18 protein-coding genes are annotated in these 15631 nt (G+C 72.6%); 7 read left to right on the top strand and 11 right to left on the bottom strand.

Going from position 1 to position 15631, the window contains the following annotated elements; all coding sequences use genetic code 11:
• The first annotated feature begins 38 nt into the window (after window positions 1-38).
• Window positions 39-635: a TetR/AcrR family transcriptional regulator gene (locus OP04_RS18350; RefSeq protein ID WP_033340939.1), complete on the top strand. Its 597-nt coding sequence runs from the start codon at window positions 39-41 to the stop codon at window positions 633-635.
• Here the strand turns inward: OP04_RS18350 and OP04_RS18345 are convergent.
• From OP04_RS18345 to OP04_RS49795, 4 genes are all read right to left on the bottom strand, one after another.
• Window positions 621-977: a GntR family transcriptional regulator gene (locus tag OP04_RS18345; protein ID WP_033341005.1), complete on the bottom strand. Its 357-nt coding sequence runs from the start codon at window positions 975-977 to the stop codon at window positions 621-623. The two genes, OP04_RS18350 and OP04_RS18345, sit on opposite strands and share 15 nt — an antisense overlap.
• 5 nt (window positions 978-982) lie before the next feature.
• Complete coding sequence (locus OP04_RS18340) at window positions 983-1792, bottom strand: hypothetical protein (protein WP_033340938.1); 810 nt, start codon at window positions 1790-1792, stop codon at window positions 983-985.
• Window positions 1793-1869: 77 nt separating this feature from the next.
• Window positions 1870-3078, bottom strand: a complete 1209-nt coding sequence (locus OP04_RS18335) for a sensor histidine kinase (RefSeq protein ID WP_198153881.1) — start codon at window positions 3076-3078, stop codon at window positions 1870-1872.
• Between the two features lie 68 nt (window positions 3079-3146).
• Entirely contained in the window at window positions 3147-3698 is a 552-nt protein-coding gene (locus OP04_RS49795) for a hypothetical protein (protein WP_051798255.1), read from the bottom strand.
• Window positions 3699-3984: 286 nt separating this feature from the next.
• Here OP04_RS49795 and OP04_RS18325 point away from each other — a divergent pair, with 286 nt between their 5' ends.
• Entirely contained in the window at window positions 3985-4677 is a 693-nt protein-coding gene (locus OP04_RS18325; RefSeq protein ID WP_033340936.1) for a response regulator, read from the top strand.
• Window positions 4678-4765: 88 nt separating this feature from the next.
• Here the strand turns inward: OP04_RS18325 and OP04_RS18320 are convergent, their stop codons facing one another.
• Both OP04_RS18320 and OP04_RS18315 read right to left on the bottom strand, forming a co-directional pair.
• Window positions 4766-4996: a hypothetical protein gene (locus OP04_RS18320; RefSeq protein WP_033340935.1), complete on the bottom strand. Its 231-nt coding sequence runs from the start codon at window positions 4994-4996 to the stop codon at window positions 4766-4768.
• Complete coding sequence (locus OP04_RS18315) at window positions 4993-6561, bottom strand: peroxidase family protein (RefSeq protein ID WP_051798253.1); 1569 nt, start codon at window positions 6559-6561, stop codon at window positions 4993-4995. The genes OP04_RS18320 and OP04_RS18315 overlap by 4 nt, the downstream gene beginning before the upstream one ends.
• Window positions 6562-6811: 250 nt before the next feature.
• Between OP04_RS18315 and OP04_RS18310 the strand changes: the two genes are divergently transcribed.
• Both OP04_RS18310 and OP04_RS18305 read left to right on the top strand, forming a co-directional pair.
• Window positions 6812-7069, top strand: coding sequence for a hypothetical protein (locus tag OP04_RS18310; protein ID WP_033340934.1), 258 nt, complete (start codon window positions 6812-6814; stop codon window positions 7067-7069).
• On the top strand, window positions 7066-7527 hold the full coding sequence (locus OP04_RS18305; RefSeq protein WP_063746629.1) for a hypothetical protein: 462 nt from the start codon (window positions 7066-7068) through the stop codon (window positions 7525-7527). Before OP04_RS18310 ends, OP04_RS18305 begins: the two co-directional genes overlap by 4 nt.
• A gap of 71 nt (window positions 7528-7598) precedes the next feature.
• Here OP04_RS18305 and OP04_RS18300 read toward each other — a convergent pair whose 3' ends face one another.
• From OP04_RS18300 to OP04_RS18280, 5 genes are all read right to left on the bottom strand, one after another.
• On the bottom strand, window positions 7599-8927 hold the full coding sequence (locus OP04_RS18300) for an amidohydrolase family protein (protein ID WP_033340933.1): 1329 nt from the start codon (window positions 8925-8927) through the stop codon (window positions 7599-7601).
• Between the two features lie 61 nt (window positions 8928-8988).
• The gene (locus tag OP04_RS18295; protein ID WP_033340932.1) at window positions 8989-10065 is read right to left on the bottom strand and encodes a helix-turn-helix transcriptional regulator; all 1077 of its coding nucleotides are present in this window, start codon (window positions 10063-10065) and stop codon (window positions 8989-8991) included.
• Window positions 10066-10188: 123 nt separating this feature from the next.
• The gene (locus tag OP04_RS18290; RefSeq protein WP_033340931.1) at window positions 10189-10434 is read right to left on the bottom strand and encodes a DUF397 domain-containing protein; all 246 of its coding nucleotides are present in this window, start codon (window positions 10432-10434) and stop codon (window positions 10189-10191) included.
• Between the two features lie 88 nt (window positions 10435-10522).
• The gene (locus OP04_RS18285) at window positions 10523-11404 is read right to left on the bottom strand and encodes a helix-turn-helix domain-containing protein (RefSeq protein ID WP_033340930.1); all 882 of its coding nucleotides are present in this window, start codon (window positions 11402-11404) and stop codon (window positions 10523-10525) included.
• 144 nt (window positions 11405-11548) lie between these two features.
• Complete coding sequence (locus OP04_RS18280; protein WP_033340929.1) at window positions 11549-11959, bottom strand: DUF6232 family protein; 411 nt, start codon at window positions 11957-11959, stop codon at window positions 11549-11551.
• Window positions 11960-12303: 344 nt separating this feature from the next.
• On the opposite strand from OP04_RS18280, the gene OP04_RS18275 reads away from it, so the two are divergent.
• Genes OP04_RS18275 through OP04_RS18265 form a run of 3 tightly spaced genes read left to right on the top strand, consistent with a single transcriptional unit; the run spans window position 12304 to window position 15628 of the window.
• Window positions 12304-12987 carry a response regulator transcription factor gene (locus tag OP04_RS18275; RefSeq protein WP_033340928.1) on the top strand — a complete coding sequence of 228 codons (684 nt, stop codon included), beginning with the start codon at window positions 12304-12306 and terminating at the stop codon, window positions 12985-12987.
• Entirely contained in the window at window positions 12980-14344 is a 1365-nt protein-coding gene (locus OP04_RS18270; protein ID WP_051798249.1) for a sensor histidine kinase, read from the top strand. The genes OP04_RS18275 and OP04_RS18270 overlap by 8 nt, the downstream gene beginning before the upstream one ends.
• 30 nt (window positions 14345-14374) lie before the next feature.
• A complete protein-coding gene (locus OP04_RS18265) occupies window positions 14375-15628 on the top strand; it encodes a DUF1800 domain-containing protein (RefSeq protein ID WP_033340927.1) in 1254 nt (417 codons plus the stop codon).
• The last annotated feature ends 3 nt before the right edge of the window (window positions 15629-15631 follow it).

The following is a 15631-nucleotide window of genomic DNA, read 5'->3' as shown; positions in this document are numbered from 1 at the left end:
TAGGGTCGCCGGGGAACCGGGAGGCGAGAAGACCAGACATGCCGAGCAGCACACGACGCGCCCGCGAGCGGGCGGGCACCCGCGACCGCATCATCGAGGCGGCGCTGACCGTCCTGGAGAACGAGGGCGCCGCCGCGCTGACGATCCGGCGCATCGCCGCCGACGTGGATTACACGGCGCCGGTCGTATACCAGCACTTCGCCGGCAAGGACGCGCTCGTCCTCGAGCTGGTCGGGCACGGGTACCGCCTGATGATGGCCGAGCTCGGCGGCCCCGCCGACGAACCCGACATCGACCAGCGCATGGTACGGGTCGCGCGCGCCTACGTGCGGTTCGCGAACCAGCACCCGCACCTCTACCAGGCCATGAACGACGCCACGATCGGCGCGGACGCCCGCCGGCAGGCCGCGGAGGCGTCCATCGGCCTCGTGACGGAGCTGCTGACCACCTGGTCACGCACGCACGGCGTGCCGCTGGCCGCGCCGGAGGAGGCCTGCGAGATCGCCTGGGGTGCGCTCTACGGCATCGCCTCGCTCGGCAGCCTCGGCTCGATCGCCCCCGACCGCACCGAACGACTCGCCGAGCAGGCACTCACCGCGATCCTCCAGGGCTGGCGCTCGTCAGCCGGCCTCTAGCGCCGCCCGGACGATGCGCACGGCCTCGCCCGCGTCGATGCCGACGCTGGCGATGACGGCGGCGTACTCCGCGGCGGCGCGCCGGGCCCGTTCGCGCCCCTGCTCGCCGGCCGCGGACACGAACGAGCCGGCCGAGCCTCGGGTCTCGATCAGCCCCGCCTCCTCCAGTTCCCGGTAGGCGCGGCCGACCGTGTTGACCGCCAGCCCGAGATCCGCGGCCAGGCGGCGGATGGTCGGCAGCCGGGTGCCCACGGCCAGCTCGCGTTCCTGGATCTGCGCGGCGAGCTGGGCGCGGAGCTGCTCGAACGGCGGGACCGGCGAGCCCGGGTCGATGACGATCATGCGGGTCACCGGGCGTCGGCGCCGCGCTGGGCCGCCAGGGCGATCCGCCCGTCCCGGACCGTGATCGCCATGAGCGCGACGACGCTGAGGACGATGAAGACCAGCCACCCCGTGTTCCACGGATCGAGCCCGGAGTCGAACACCGACACGACCGGCAGCGACCACACCACGGTCGGCGTGGCCACCTCGCGCGCGTCCTCCACACGCATGAGGAAATCGGCCCTCAGCGAACCCTCGTCGTCGGCCACCACCGAGTGGCTGAGCACGTGACGCAGCTGGACGGCCGCGCCGACCGCGACCCCGCCCAGCCCGATGAGCAGGATGACCGCCGCGTACCTCGCCGCGCCGTCCCGCGCGATCAGGGCCGCGATCGCCAGCACCGCCGCACCCGCGTACGTGACCACCAGCAGCACGACCCGCGGCACGCCGATCACGGTCCGCCAGCCGGGCCGGACGGAGTGCGCCGCCCGGCGCGGCAACTCCGCACCGACCTGTGCATCGACCCGCCGCACCCACCGGCCCAGCAGCGCCAGGCCCAGCACCAGCCCGGCCACCAGCGCCGTCAGCACCACCAGCGCCCAGCCCCGCTCCGCGCCGAACCCGGCATCCGAGGGCCGGATCGGCAGCGCGGAGACGTAGACGAGCGCGATCGCGACGAGAAACGCGGCCGGCAGCACGGCAGCGGCCAGCCGCGCCCGTCGCCGGACCGTCAGTCGCGCCGCCAGCCCCGGCGTCGGCGTGACGTCGGCCAGCCCACGCGCGGCCAGCCACAGACGGGCGATCTCGACCTCCGCCGGACGTACTTTCCTCGACATGACAGCCTCCCAGCTTGTCCCGAGCCTTGTCTCATCATCTTGAGACAAGGCTTGCGACAAGTCAACGTGCCGCCCGGTCAGGAACGCGACGAAGGGCGGGAGACCGGGAGTTCGCAGCGGACGCGGAAGCCGTCCGGGAGCGGGGCGGCGTCGAAGGTGCCGCCGACGATGACGGCGCGCTCCCGCAGGCCCCGGAGTCCGTTGCCGGTGGAGAGCGGGTGGGTCTGGGCAGCGGGGGGCTCGCCGTGGTTCCGAACCGTGATGATGAGGCGGTCCGGCGCCCACTCCAGGCGGACGCGGACCACCGCGTCGTCGCCCGCGTGTTTCATCGCGTTGGTCAGGGCCTCCTGGATCACGCGGTACGCGGTGAGGCTGACGCTCGGGTCGAGATCGCGCGGGGCGCCCTCGATCTCGCGGTCGACGGCGAGACCGGCCGCCCGGGAACGGTCCAGCAGCGGTTGCAGGTCGCCGAGGCCGGGATGCGGGTCGTCGGCGGAGAGTTCGCCGCCGGCGGCCGAGCGCAGCAGGCCGAGCAGGCGCCGGAGTTCCTCCATGGACTGCGCGCCCGCCTCCAGCACCGTGCCGAGCGCGTCCCTGGCGCGCGCGGGGTCGAGGTCCAGCACGGCGCGGGCACCGGCGGCCTGCAGCATCATGACGTTGACCGAGTGCGCGACGATGTCGTGCAGCTCGCGCGCGATGCCGAGCCGTTCCAGTCGCAGCGCGTCGGCGACGGCCAGTTCGGCCTTCTCACGCTCACGGTCGGCTCTCACCCGCTCGATCTCGGCCTTCCCGCGCTCGAGTTCGGCCAGCTCACGCTCACGGTCGGCACGGACGTGGGCGCGTTCCCTCGACCGCCGCACACGACCGTACTGCTGCGCCATGACCGCGGCGACGGCGGCGAGCGTCATGCTGGCGACCAACGAGCCGGCATCGGTCCCGTCGCGCGTCTTCATCACCTGGAACGCGAAGACCGTCAGGCACGAGAACAACGCCAGTCCTGACCACAGTGGACGGCTGCGCGCGGAGTACCCGTACAGGGCGATCAGCACCCCGGCAACCGAGTTGTAGTCGACCAGAAGTGCCGTCACCACCGCCCACGAGAGGTGGACGACCAGCACCGGGCCGGGCCAGCGCCGGCGGAGCAACAGCGCGCCGAACAGAGGAAAGACGCAGATCAGAGTGGACCACCCCAGCACAGGATCAGGTGGCCTTGCACCGGCGAGCGCGAGCAGTTCGAAGAGCAGACCGATGGGCAGGATCAACCCGTCGATCAGCCGTGGTCGCATAGACGACGAGTGACCGCTCCCGGCCGGGCGCCGCGCGGCATCCGGCCGGGAGAACCACGCGGCCCTCATCACGGCCACGACAACTCCAGCGGCCAACTGATCTTGATCCGTGCAATCGCTTCCAGCTGCGGCGGTGTCACCCACTGCGGAATGACGCGCGGGGTCACACCGGAGATGAGTGCGTCCTTCCCGGCCCGCGCGGCCGTGGCGGACCTCGCTTCCTGGATGGCCTTGACGGCCGCGGCACGCCACGCGTCGCCCGGGTCGGCGAGTGTCCGGAACCACTCGTCGATCTCGGCGGCGATCTCCGGCGTGCAGACTCGATCGTTAAACGCCGCCTTTCGACCGACCGGCCCGTCCGGTGATGTCCAGCCGCCCAGGTCGAGGCCGACCGCAAGGTGACCGGCGCCGCTCGCGCCCGGCGCCTGGCCGACGCAGAGCTCCCTGATCGGCGCGCAGAAGAAGGCGCCCTTGTCGGCGGCCGGTCTCGCGGCCACCCAGTACCTGCCGGGCGACTTCTCGAGGCCGGCGCGGCGTGCCGCGGCCGCGGTGGCCGGGGCCAGGACAGCGGACGGGAAGAGGAGCTCCGCGCTGCCGAGCCATCGCGCGGATGCGCCCATCTCGAAGACACCGGCACAGGGACGGGTAACAGATCGAGTTTGTGTCGTCATACCCCAATTGTCCGTTCGCAAGATCGTCCGCGCGACCATCCGGTGCGGTACTTCTCCCGGCCCGCTCCGGCGGTAGGCGGGCCGAACGGCGTACCGCTACGGGATGACACGCACCCCCGGAATCCACCGCTCCGGGATGGCGCTCCCGCCGCCGCGCCGCCCGCACAATATCGTCAGAAAGCAGGCAAATCGCTTCAGACGCGCGCGGCGGGCGTACCCGCAGAGGGGTCTTGTCATGACCGAACCGATCCGGGTACTGCTCGCCGACGATCAGTCGCTGATCCGCAGCGGCCTGATCATGTTGCTGTCCGCCGCGCCCGGCATCACCGTCGTGGGTGAGGCGGGCGACGGCGGCGAGGCGGTGACGCTCGCCCGCCGGCTGCTGCCCGATGTGGTGGTGATGGATCTGGGGATGCCGCATGTGGACGGCGTGACCGCGACGCGGCAGCTGACCGGCGACGACTTCGCGGGCGACCCGAGCCACACGGTCAAGGTGATCATCCTGACCGGGCTGGGGTCGTCGCCGGAGGAGGTGTGTGCGGCACTGCGCGCGGGCGCGTCCGGTTATCTGCTGAAGGACGCGGCACCGACGGACCTGGTCCGCGCGATCGAGGCGGTGGCGGAGGGGCACGCGTTCCTGGCGCCGAACGTGACGCGCGGCGTGATCGCGGACGTGGTGAACCGGCCGGCGACGACGCACGTGGCGGCCGGCGTGCTGGACCGGCTGACGCCACGTGAGCGGGAGATCCTGGTGCACATGGCGCACGGCCTGGACAACCACGAGATCGCGGCCCGGCTGTTCCTGGCCGTCGCGACCGTCAAGACGCACGTCTGCCGGATCATCATGAAGCTGGAGGTCCGCGACCGTACGCAGGCGGTGGTGGCCGCCTACCAGGCCGGCCTGGTGATCCCGGGCGAAGCCGCCTGACCCGAACCGGACACCCGAGCCGGACACCCGAGCCGGGCGGCACGGCAGCAGCCGTGCCGCCCGGTGTGCCGGGGGCGATCGAGGCAGGTCAGCCAAGCCCGGCGGCCGCGCCGAGCAGGAAGATCACACCACCGCAGAGCAAGGTCGTCGCGCCGATGAACGCCACCACCTCCCGCTCCCGCCTGGTCCAGCGCCGCGGCCGGAAACCGTCGTGCGAGACATCGCCGCGACGCCGGTACCGCGAGTACCCCACGCGCGGGCGCCGGGCCACCACGCCGTGCGGGTGGCGGCCCACCACGCCGCACCCGAGGCGGGTCACGACGCCGGCCCGCTAACGAACGCCGGCTCGGTGACGAGCGCCGGCCCGCTGGCGGACGCCGGCCCGGTGACGGGTACCGGCCCGCTGGCGGACGCCGGCCCAGTGACGGGCGTGAGGCCGAAGCCGGAGAACGCGATCAGGTCCGGCATCGTGAAGTCGCCGGCCGTCGCCGCCGGCAGGAACGGGCGCCAGCCGGGCTCCGCGCGCAGGTAGGACCCCGGGTCCGCGGCGAGCAGGCCGAGGAAGACCTCGGCGACGATCCGGCCGCCGGTCGGGCCGAGGTGCTTGCCGTCGGCCCGCACGCGCGACTCTCGCAGCAGGTAGAACCACAGCGGCGTCCCGCCGGCCGCGGGAAGACCCAGGTCAACGGCGGACAGCACGGGTACGCCCATCGCCCGTGCCACGTCCTCGCCGGACGGCAGTCCGAGGCGTACCCCCCGGGTGAGGTTGCGCAGTGCGAGGTTGCGGCTGCCGGAGGCGACCTGCTCCGGCGGCATGTCCAGCAGCGGCGGCGCGAGCTGCGTGTCGATGCGCCGGGCCGGCTGCAGGACGGCCGGGTCCGCGCCCGGCAGCGGGAAGAACCGCGCCCACTCGACCTGCCAGAACGGCGGCAGCTTGCGGAAGCCGCCGAAGTGCCCGAGCGGGTCCTCCCGCGCCGGTGTCGAGGTGAAGATCGGCCGGGCGGGCACGAAGGTGTTGAGCTTGTAGCCGGCCCTGATCATCGAGTGCCCGAACCGGTACGCGGCCACCGAGAACTCGACCGGCATGAACGCCTCGTTCATCCACCGGAAGAACCGCGGCCGGACCTGCTCGACCGGCTCGCCGCCGGGCACCAGCGGCTCGCGGCGCAGCACGTCGCGCAGCGTGGTCTCGCCGACGATCCGGCGCAGGAAGTCGTGCACCACCATCCACTGGTAGTGCCAGCGCACGATCCGCTGCGTCGCCGTGAACGCGTCCTCGCCGGCCTTGACCGCGCCCGGGAACTCGGCCAGGCGGCCGAGCACCGCGTTGTGGAACTCCAGCATGGTCAGCTGGATCTGGCTGACGAACACGTTCTCGTCGTTGCGCGGGTCGCCGATCAGCGCCACGTCCCGCGAGTTGCGGGGCAGGTCCAGCTCGTCGTCGTGCCGGTCGACGAGCATCCTCCCGCCGGTGTCGTAGAGGTACGGCTGGTCACGGGGTCCCCGGCCGTACACGTTGTCCAGGTCGAACCGGGGTGTGCGGAAGTCGGTGAGCGCGTCCGGGTCACTGTTCTTGATCAGGCTGGACACCGGGTCGAACGTCAGGTCGTGGTCGATGAACTGCCCGAGGTAGCTGTATCCGGCCGGGATCCGGTCGTTGTCACCGTCCGCGTCGCGGGGTGCGGTCTCCGCCATCGCGGCCGCGATCTCGGCCAGGCGCCCGTCGTCCAGGTGCAGCGCACGCAGGCGCGGGAACATCCGGCCGAACCGGCCCTGCGCGAGCCGCGAGCCCGGCAACTGCCGCAGACCACGCGGCTCCGTGGCCCCGTGCGAGGCGGTGGCGTGCGGGTCGGTGGCGTGCGGGTCGGTCTCCTGCTGCGTCATGTCTTCCCCCGGTGTGGTGCGGCCGCCGTGCGTACCGGCGGATCGGTGTGGTGTGTGGTCCTTTGATCGTCGTCCGGGAGACGGCGGCGCGCGTCCGCCCACGGCGGCGTCATGACCTACAACCACAGCGGTACGACCAGGGGAAACACCCGCCCGGGGCGGAGCGTGAGGATACCGCCGCAGCCCGTCGAGCTGACGCCCTGTGACCGCGACCATCGAGGTACGAACGACATTCACTCGGGAGGATCCGATGAGCGATCTACTGGTGGTCGCCGACCGCTTCGCGGAGCTGGCCGGCCGCGACGGCGTGCTGACCGTGACGGAGGTGGTCCGCGCGCTGCCGATCGTGTCCGCGACCGGCACGCCGCTGCTGCTCCGCCTCGGCCACGGCGTCGGCACGCCCGAACGCGACGCGTTGTGGGACGCGGTCGCCCGCGCCGGGATGACCGAACGGACGGCCCTGCTCGCACAGACCGGCCCGACCGTCCGGAAGGGACCGATTCGATGAACGAGATCTCCCGCCGCTACGGCCCGCGCCTGCTGCGCCTGAGCCTCGGCCTGGTGCTGTTCTGGTTCGGTGTGCTCAAGTTCGCGCCCGGCCTGAGCCCCGCCGACGACCTGGCCGGGCGCACGATCGCGGTGCTGACGTTCGGCGTCGTCGACGGCGACGTCGCCCGGCTGTCGCTGGCGCTGCTGGAGACCGCGATCGGTCTCGCCCTGCTCACCGGCCGTCTCCCGCGTCTCTCCCTCGCCGCGCTGCTGTTCCAGATGGCCGGCACGTTCACCCCGCTGCTGCTCTTCCCGTCCGAGATGTGGCACGAGCCCTTCGCCCCGACACTGGAGGGCCAGTACATCGTGAAGAACGTGGTGCTGGTCGCGGCCGCCCTCGCCCTGGCGGCGACGACGCTTCCGGCGGCCGCGGGGCGGGGCCGACGGCTTCCGGCCCCGCCCGAGACGGCACCGTGATCGCGAACGCCGGCGCGCCGCCCGGGTCGACGACGGTCGTCCCGGGCGGCGCGATGTCCCGTCCTCCGCGTCTACAGCCGCAGGTCGCCGGCGAAGCGCAGGGTGTCGATGTCGACGCCGGCCTGGGTGAGGATGCGGTCGCGGCTGGCCTCGGCGCGGTGCGCGAGGTCCGCGCGGTCCACGCCGAGGACCTTCCCGGCCCACTTGCGGGGCACGCCGTCGACGATGACGGCGGTGACGTCCTGGGACTCGGCGTAGCTGACGACCGCGCCGAGGTGCGACGCGATGGGACGCAGCCGGTCGAGGGAGATCACGGCGAGGTCCGCCTTCGCGCCGGCGGCGAGGACGCCGATCCGGCCGGTCAGGCCGGCGGCGCGGGCGCCGCCGAGCGTGGCGGCGCGCAGGGCGTCCCGGACGCCGTACGGGCGGGGAGCGTCCGGCCCGCCGGTGAACGCCTGGCCGCGCTGGGTGCTCATCAGCGCGCGCATCTCGCCGAGGATGTCGCTGCCGTACTCGAACTCGTTGTCGGTGCTGATCGCCTCCTGCACGCCGAAGCGGTTCGCGGAGAGGACCGGGCTGGCGACCGCGAGCGCGTAGTGCGGGTCGGAGCGTGGTGCCAGCGCGACCGCGGCGCCGGTCTCGGCGATCGCCCGCCAGTGCGCGTCGCTCAGGCCGATGACGTGGTCGAGGGTGACCTGGTCGTGGAGCAGTTCCGGGGTCAGGGCCGCGTCCAGGTCGCCCATGCCGGCGATCGTCTCGGCGACCAGCCCGACGCCGTTCTCCGCGCTGAACCGCAGCCCGTCCGCGGTCGGGGCGAGTTCCATCAGCCGTACGGTGATGCGCGGGTCGCCGGCCGCCGCGTCGCGCAGTGCGAGCACGGTGGCGCGCAGGTGCGCGTCCGGTTGCCCCATCCCGGTGCCGGCCGCGAGGACCGCGCGCAGGCCGGTCTCCCGCAGGGTGGCGAGCACGGCCTGGCCGTGTTCGAGGCTGCGTAGGTTGTGGCTGTTGTCGACGATGGTCGTGACGCCCTGCTCCAGCGCGCGTACGGCGGTGACCCGCTCGCCGATCGCCACGTCCTCCGGCGTCATGAGCGGTGCCAGCGTCGTGTGGGTCAGGTGCAGGTACGCCATGATGTCGCTGTCCGGGGAGACGCCGCGCAGCGCGCCCTCCCACGCGTGCACGTGGGCGTCGATCAGCCCCGGGATGATCACGGTGCCGGTGGCGTCGACGACCAGCGCGTCGCCGGGCGCGGTCGAGGCGGCCCCGGGGCCGACGGCGCCGATCGTGTCGCCGGTGATGACCACGTCGCCGACGAAGTCGCCCGTGCCGGGGTCCATGGTGATGACGCTCGCGCCGCGCAGCACCACGCTGCGACCCGGCGTCCAGTCCTCGATGTTCATCCCTCCACTCTGGTGGTGGCACGTCGCACGCAGTACCCCTCGTTTGCGGGGAATCGGCCGGTCACCACTCGACCATCTCCGCGTTCTCCAGCGGCAGCGACGCCTGCAGCTTGGCGACGAGCTCGCCGCGGCTGCTCACCCCGACCTTCGTGAAGATGGTCTTGAGGTAGTCCCGGACGGTGTGCGGCGACAGGACCAGGTCGGCGGCGATCTCCTGGCTGGACAGCCCGCGCGCCACCGCCCGGGTCACCTGCTGCTCGCGCGGGGTCAGGGAGTACGCCTGCACCAGGATGGGCGCGATCTGCTCGGACCGGGCCGGCGCGGCCGTGACCGCGATCGGGCCCGGCGACCCGTCCGGCCCGCGCAGGCACGACCCGTGCAGCACCAGCCACCGCCCGGACGCGGCCCGTAGGCGCAGCACCGCGGGCGCCCGGTCCACGCCCTGCGCCACGGCCCTGGCACGGGCGACCACGGACCGCACCGGCGTCATCGCCACGGGGAAGGTCGCCCAGTGCGGCCCGCCGATCTCCGCGAACAGCCGTTCGGCCCCGGCGTCGAGGGACAGCAGCACGCCCCGGTCGTCGAACAGGGCCGTGCCGGGGCCGCCGGACGCCGGTGACGTCCCGGCCCTGGTGGCGAAGCCGCGCAGCGCGCCCGCCACGACCGGGGCGAGCTGCCGGATCCGTTCGCCCTCGCGTCTGGTGAACGGGCCCCGGGAACGGTCCCGGTACAGGTCCATCAGGCCCCAGGTGGTGCCGCCGAGCCGGAAGACGGCCCGCAGCTGGTCGCCGTAGCCCTGCGGCGCCAGGTACTCCCGGTAGCGTGCGCTGCGGGCGGGCCGGTCGCCGGTGCTCTCGTAGAGCGTCCCCACCCCGCGGGTGCTGCGCGCGACGTCGCGGAACAGCAGATCGTCCTCGACCAGGAACTCCCGGTCCCAGTACGTGTCGCAGAGGTCGTGCTCGACGTTCTCGACGCGTACCGCGCTGGTGCCCATCAGCGTCGCCGGGTCGGCGGCGAACATCGCCGCCCCGTCGAACGGCACCAGCCCGCGCAGCTGCCGCGAGACGGCGGCGAAGAGGGCCAGCTCGGAATCAGCGTCCCGGGAGGCCCGCGTGAAAGCCTCGACGTGTGCGGTCATGTCCCGATGATCCTCGGTCGTCGCACGACCCGGTCGATCCCCTACCGGCGGAGAGCCGGGCCGTTCAGCAAGAGTCTGTCTTCGCGGGTGGTGGGCCCGACGGGCCCACCACCCGCGCGGCCGTCAGGAGTTCAACTCACCCGTGCTGAGACCCGCGACGAATGCCCGCCACACACGCGGACTGAACCGCAGGGGTGCTTGTCCGAGGTCCTTCGAGTCCCGGACCAGGTACGACTTGCCGACCTTGGCGATCTCGACGCAGGCGTTCGAGCCGCACCGGGTACTCCGCCGCCAGTCGGCATTCGCAGTTCCGGCGAAGGCGTCCGGCAGGTTGATCGATCGGTGACCCGAGAAGATGTCATCAGACATGGTTCTGCCCTTTCGTGATCGCGGGACTGTCCCGCAACCGGCGAAAGGCACACACCGACAGACGTGTGCGCCGAGGAGCATCGCGGAGTCAGGTCGACAGCAGCACCCGGGCGCGCTGTCTCAACAGGGCTATCGACTCGTCCTCCGCGATCGAGACATCCCAAATTTGGTCGAAGACCCTGCGATGCTCGGCGACTTTCGCTTGATCCTCAATGATGTCGTCGGTCGTGTGATGCTCGCGGTAGAGGAAGCCGTCGCCCTCGTCGTCCGGGCCGCCGAGGTGGAGCAGTTCGTAGAAGCCGGTGGAGGGCAGCGGCGCGTCGACCGCGTACGGCATGATCCTGAGCCGAAATCCCTTGCTCCGGATCGTGCCCACCAGGTCGTCGAACTGTTCACCGGCCACCTGCGGCCCGCCGACCACGCGATCGAGCACCGACTGGTCGAGGATGATCCGCATGCGGGGCGGCGGTGTCTGCCGAAGCAGGGCCTGCCTGCGGTGCATGCGGGCGCTGAGCCGTGCCTCGATCTCCTCGGGAGACAGGTCCTCGGCGAACTTCTTCAGCAAGGCGTAGGCGTACGCCCTCGTCTGAAGCCGGCCCGGCACGAGGATCGTGTAGAAGCAGTGGATGGACTTCGCGTCCGCCTCGTATTCGATGAGTCGGCGCAGCGCCGGGGTGAGCAGCTTCTGCATGCCGGGCTGGTTCGACCACTGCTGCCGGGTGCGGGACTGTTTGGCCGCGTCGAGCAGTTCGGCGACGTGTGACGGGTCCGTTACGCCCAGGAATGCAAGAAGCGCGCGAAGGTCATTGACACCGATCGATACTTCACCGGTCTCGATCCGGACCACCTTGGAGACGGACCAAGACATCTCCTCGGCCACTTGCCCCTGGGTCAGCCCCCTGGCTTCCCGGGCCGCCCGCAGCGCCACGCGCACGCGACGGCGCGCGACGACGGGCGGTTCGACCGGCAACGTGACTCCTATGGTCTCCGAGTGTGGCGGCGTTGATCAGCTACTTCGCAGAATGCGTGAACGCACTTGGCGAGGTGCAGAAATCGTAGAATATGGTCTTCCAGACAGTATGCGATCCATGGGTGTCCCAAGAGATGGAAGGCACTAGGATGCGCCCCGGCTGCGGGCCTTCCCGAGGGCGTGCAACGCCTGGTGAAACGCCCTTCGGTCGGTGCTGCAATACAGCAGCACGTCCTCGTCGCGGATGATCGCCCACAGCTCGTATCGCCGACCGTACCGGTAGCTCCGGATCAATGTGATTGTCGAGGGGATGACGACGGCGGCCAGGCAGACGACCGTCACGGCGTTCGACTGGGTGACCGACCATATCGACCCCGCCAGCGCGATCGCGCTGACCGTGGTGTGGAGGGTGCGTTCGAACTCCTCGCCCAGCGAACCGCGCCGGACGTACGTGTCTTCCAGCTCGGCCACCGGAAAGGTGCGTCGGAGTGGGGTTCGGACGTGGAGCGCCTCGTCGGTCACGACGACCTCGGGGCCCTGGCGGAACCTGGTCACGGCTGTCCTCTCGCCTGTCGGGGCGGCAGGTGTCGACACCGTGCGGTTCGGTTGGAGGTGGCCCTGCCTGTTGGCTGGCAACGGTTCCTGCCACGTCGGGCGGCAACCCTCCGCGGCAATCACCGTTACCTAGAGTGTCAATGATCGACGATTGGTCGCATAGAGTTACATGGCTATGTAGCAGATTATGCGAATCGGTTGCCGGCGGCCGGAACTGCGGGGGGCTCCGGCCAGGACGGCTGGAACCCGGCGAACGCCTCGGCCGCATCCGAGGTCGAGCAGCACCCCAGGGCTCGCGGGCCTTCAGCCGATCCGGTCGGCCCCCAGGGCTGCACAATGGGGCGGTGAACGACAAGGGGCTGGTCCTGGTGGTGGAGGACGAGCGGCCGATCGCCGACCTCGTCCGCCTCTACCTGAGCCGCGACGGTTTCGGGGTGCACGTGGAGCACGACGGCGCGGCCGGGCTGGCCGCCGCCCGGCGGTTGCGGCCGGTCGCGTGCGTGCTGGACATCGCGCTGCCCGGGATCGACGGCACCGAGATCTGCCGGCGGTTGCGGGCGGACGGCGACTGGACACCCGTGGTGTTCCTGACGGCACGGGACGACGAGGTCGACCGGATCCTCGGCCTCGAGCTCGGCGGCGACGACTACATGACCAAGCCCTTCAGCCCACGTGAGCTGGTTGCCCGGGTGCGTGCGCTGCTCCGGCGCGCAGCCGGTCCGGGCGACGGCGAACGGGTGCTCACGCTGGGGGCGGTCACGCTCGATCCGGGCCGCCGCCTGGCGAGCGTGGCCGGCCGGACGCTCAGCCTGACGTCGACCGAGTTCGACCTGCTCGGTCATCTGCTACGCAGGCCGGGGCGGGTGTTCACCCGCGACGAGCTGCTGGCCGGCGTGTGGGGTTACGCGTCGTCGCACGCGGGCACCCGGACGGTCGACGTGCACGTCGCCCAGGTCCGCGCGAAGCTCGGTGACGCCGCCGGCCTGATCCGGACGGTCCGCGGCGTCGGATACACCGCCGATGCCTAGGACGTTCGTCGGCCGCGCCATCCTGGTCACCGCGGCCACCGCGGTCCTCTCCGTGCTCATCACCGCGCTGGTGGCGCTGCCGATCGCGATCCGCTCCGCCGACCGGGCCGCCCGCACGGACCTGGCCGAGAAGTCCGCGCTCGCGGTCGAGCTGCTGGCCACGGAGCGGCCGGCGGCCCGCGCCCGGATCGTCGACCGGCTGCGCGACGAGGGCATCGACGTCTACCTCGTCCGGCGTGGCGTCGCGGACCGGCCGGGACTGCCCGAGCGGGTGATCGCGCAGATCGCGGCCGACGACCCGGTGGACACGCGCGGCGTGGTCGCGGGCACGACGGTCCTGATCTCCGGGCGCCCGCTCAGCGGCAACGACAGCGGCGTGGTCCTGACTCGCGCGGCACCACGCGCCACCGACCCGCGTGTGCTGGGCGGGGTGTGGATCGCGTTGCTCGCCGGGCTGGTCGGTGGCGTCGCCGCTGGGGCTCTGCTGGCCTTCGTGGTGGCCCGGCCGCTGCGTCAGGCCGCGCTCGCGGCGGCGCGCCTGACCGCCGGGGACCGGTCGGTGCGGCTGGCGGTCCGGCCACCGGCGGAGGCCGCCGCGCTGGCGACCGCGCTCAACCAGCTCGGCGCCGCGTTGCAGATCAGCGAGGGCCGGGAGCGCGAGTTCCTGCTGTCCGTCTCGCACGAGCTGCGGACGCCGCTGGCCACGATCCGCGGGTACGCCGAGGCGCTGGCCGACGGGGTGGTGCCGGCCGACGGCGCACCCGCGGCCGGGGAGATCATGCGGGTCGAGGCCGACCGCCTGGACCGGCTGATCTCGGATCTGCTGGTCCTGTCCCGGCTGGAGGCCGCCGATCTGCCGGTGCATCCGGAACCGGTGGACCTGGTCGCGCTGGTCGAGACGACCGGCCTGGCGTGGGCGCCGCGCTGCGGCCCGGACGGCCCGCTGCTGTCGGTGGAGCTGCCCGCCGGCCCGGTCGTGGTGCGGACCGACCCGGCCCGGATCCGGCAGGTGATCGACGGTCTCTGCGAGAACGCGCTGCGGGTGCTCCCGGCCGGGGCGCCGCTGATCCTCGCCGTACGCACGGGTCCGGGCGACGGCGACGGCGTGGTCGAGATCCGCGACGGCGGGCCCGGCTTCACCGACGAGGATCTGGCGGTGGCGTTCCAGCGCGGGGCGCTTCAGCAGCGGTACCGGCACGAACGCAAGACCGGCAGCGGGCTGGGCCTGGCGCTGGCCGCGCGCCTGGTCGCCCGGCTGGACGGCACGATCGAGGCCGGTCACGCGCCCGAGGGCGGCGCCATGTTCACCGTGACGCTGCCGCGATCCGGGTCTGAGCCGAACCCGCCGCTTACCTGATCCTTACAAAGCCCGCCTAGCGTGCCGGGCATGGCCGACCGTCGTGTGCTGTCCCACCTGCTCCGCCGGCTCACCTTCGGGCCGACCGCCGCCGAGATCGACGCCGCGGTGACGGCCGGCTACGACGCCACGCTCGACGCCCTCCTCCGCCCGGCCGACCCGGTGCCGCTGCCGGACCTCGGGCCCGACCCGGTCGCCGCGCTCGACGCCGGCACCGGCCGGGAGCAGCGGCAACGCGCCCGCCAGGAGCAGCGGGAGCAGCTCTCGACGCTGACGCGCTGGTGGCTGACCCGGATGGTCGCCGGCGGGGCCGCCGAGAAGCTCACGTTCTTCTGGCACGGGCACTGGGCGACCAGCGCGCGCAAGGTCCGATCCGCCCGTCTGATGCTGGCCCAGCAGAGCACCTTCCGGCGGTACGGCGCCGGCGACACCGCCCCGCTGGTCAGGGCGATGCTCCGCGACCCCGCCCTGATCATCTGGCTGGACGGCCAGAAGAACACCCGCCAGGCACCGAACGAGAACCTCGCCCGCGAGGTGATGGAGCTGTTCACCCTGGGCCTGGACGCGTACTCGGAGGCGGACGTCAAGGCCGCGGCCCAGGTGCTCACCGGCTGGCAGGTCGACCGCCGGACCGGCGAGGCCCGGCTGGTGCCGCAGCGGCACGACGACCGCCCGGTCACCCTGCTCGGCGCCACCGGCACGTTCGACGTCGACGCGTACGCCGACCTGCTCGTCCGCCATCACGCGCACGTGCCGTTCCTGGCCGGCCGGTTGTGGGCCCGTTACGCCGGGCCCACCGCGGTCCCGGCGTCGGTGCCGGCGGCCGGGCGGAACACCACCGCGATGATCCGGGCGGTGTGCCGGTCCCCGGAGTTCACCGCCACCGCCGGAACCCTGGTCAAGCAGCCGGTGGAGTGGCTCGTCGGCGCACTCCGTCAGCTCGGCGTCGCCTCGGCGGAAGCCGAACAACGCAGCCTGCAGGCCGTACTCCGATCGCTGGGTCAGGTGCCTTTCGCGCCGCCGTCGGTCGGCGGCTGGCCGGAGGGCCCGGCCTGGCTCACCACCTCCGCCACCGTGGCCCGGCTGCAAGCGGGCCAGCGACTCGCCGTCCTGGCCCCGGCCGCGGCGGACCGCCTGACCGGCGCCGACCGCCTCGACGCGCTGGCCACGCTGCTGGCCGTGGACGGCTGGACCGATCGCACCCACGCCGGGCTGCGCGACGTCAAGGATCCCCGCCGGCTGCTCGCGCTCGGCCTGGCCAGCCCCGAGTACGCCGTCCACTGACAG

Origin of the sequence: Catenuloplanes japonicus (assembly GCF_000717135.1) — a bacterium.
GTDB lineage: Bacteria > Actinomycetota > Actinomycetes > Mycobacteriales > Micromonosporaceae > Catenuloplanes > Catenuloplanes japonicus.
Note: the sequence above shows the minus strand (reverse complement) of the source record. Positions and strands in the feature narration are given on the sequence as shown.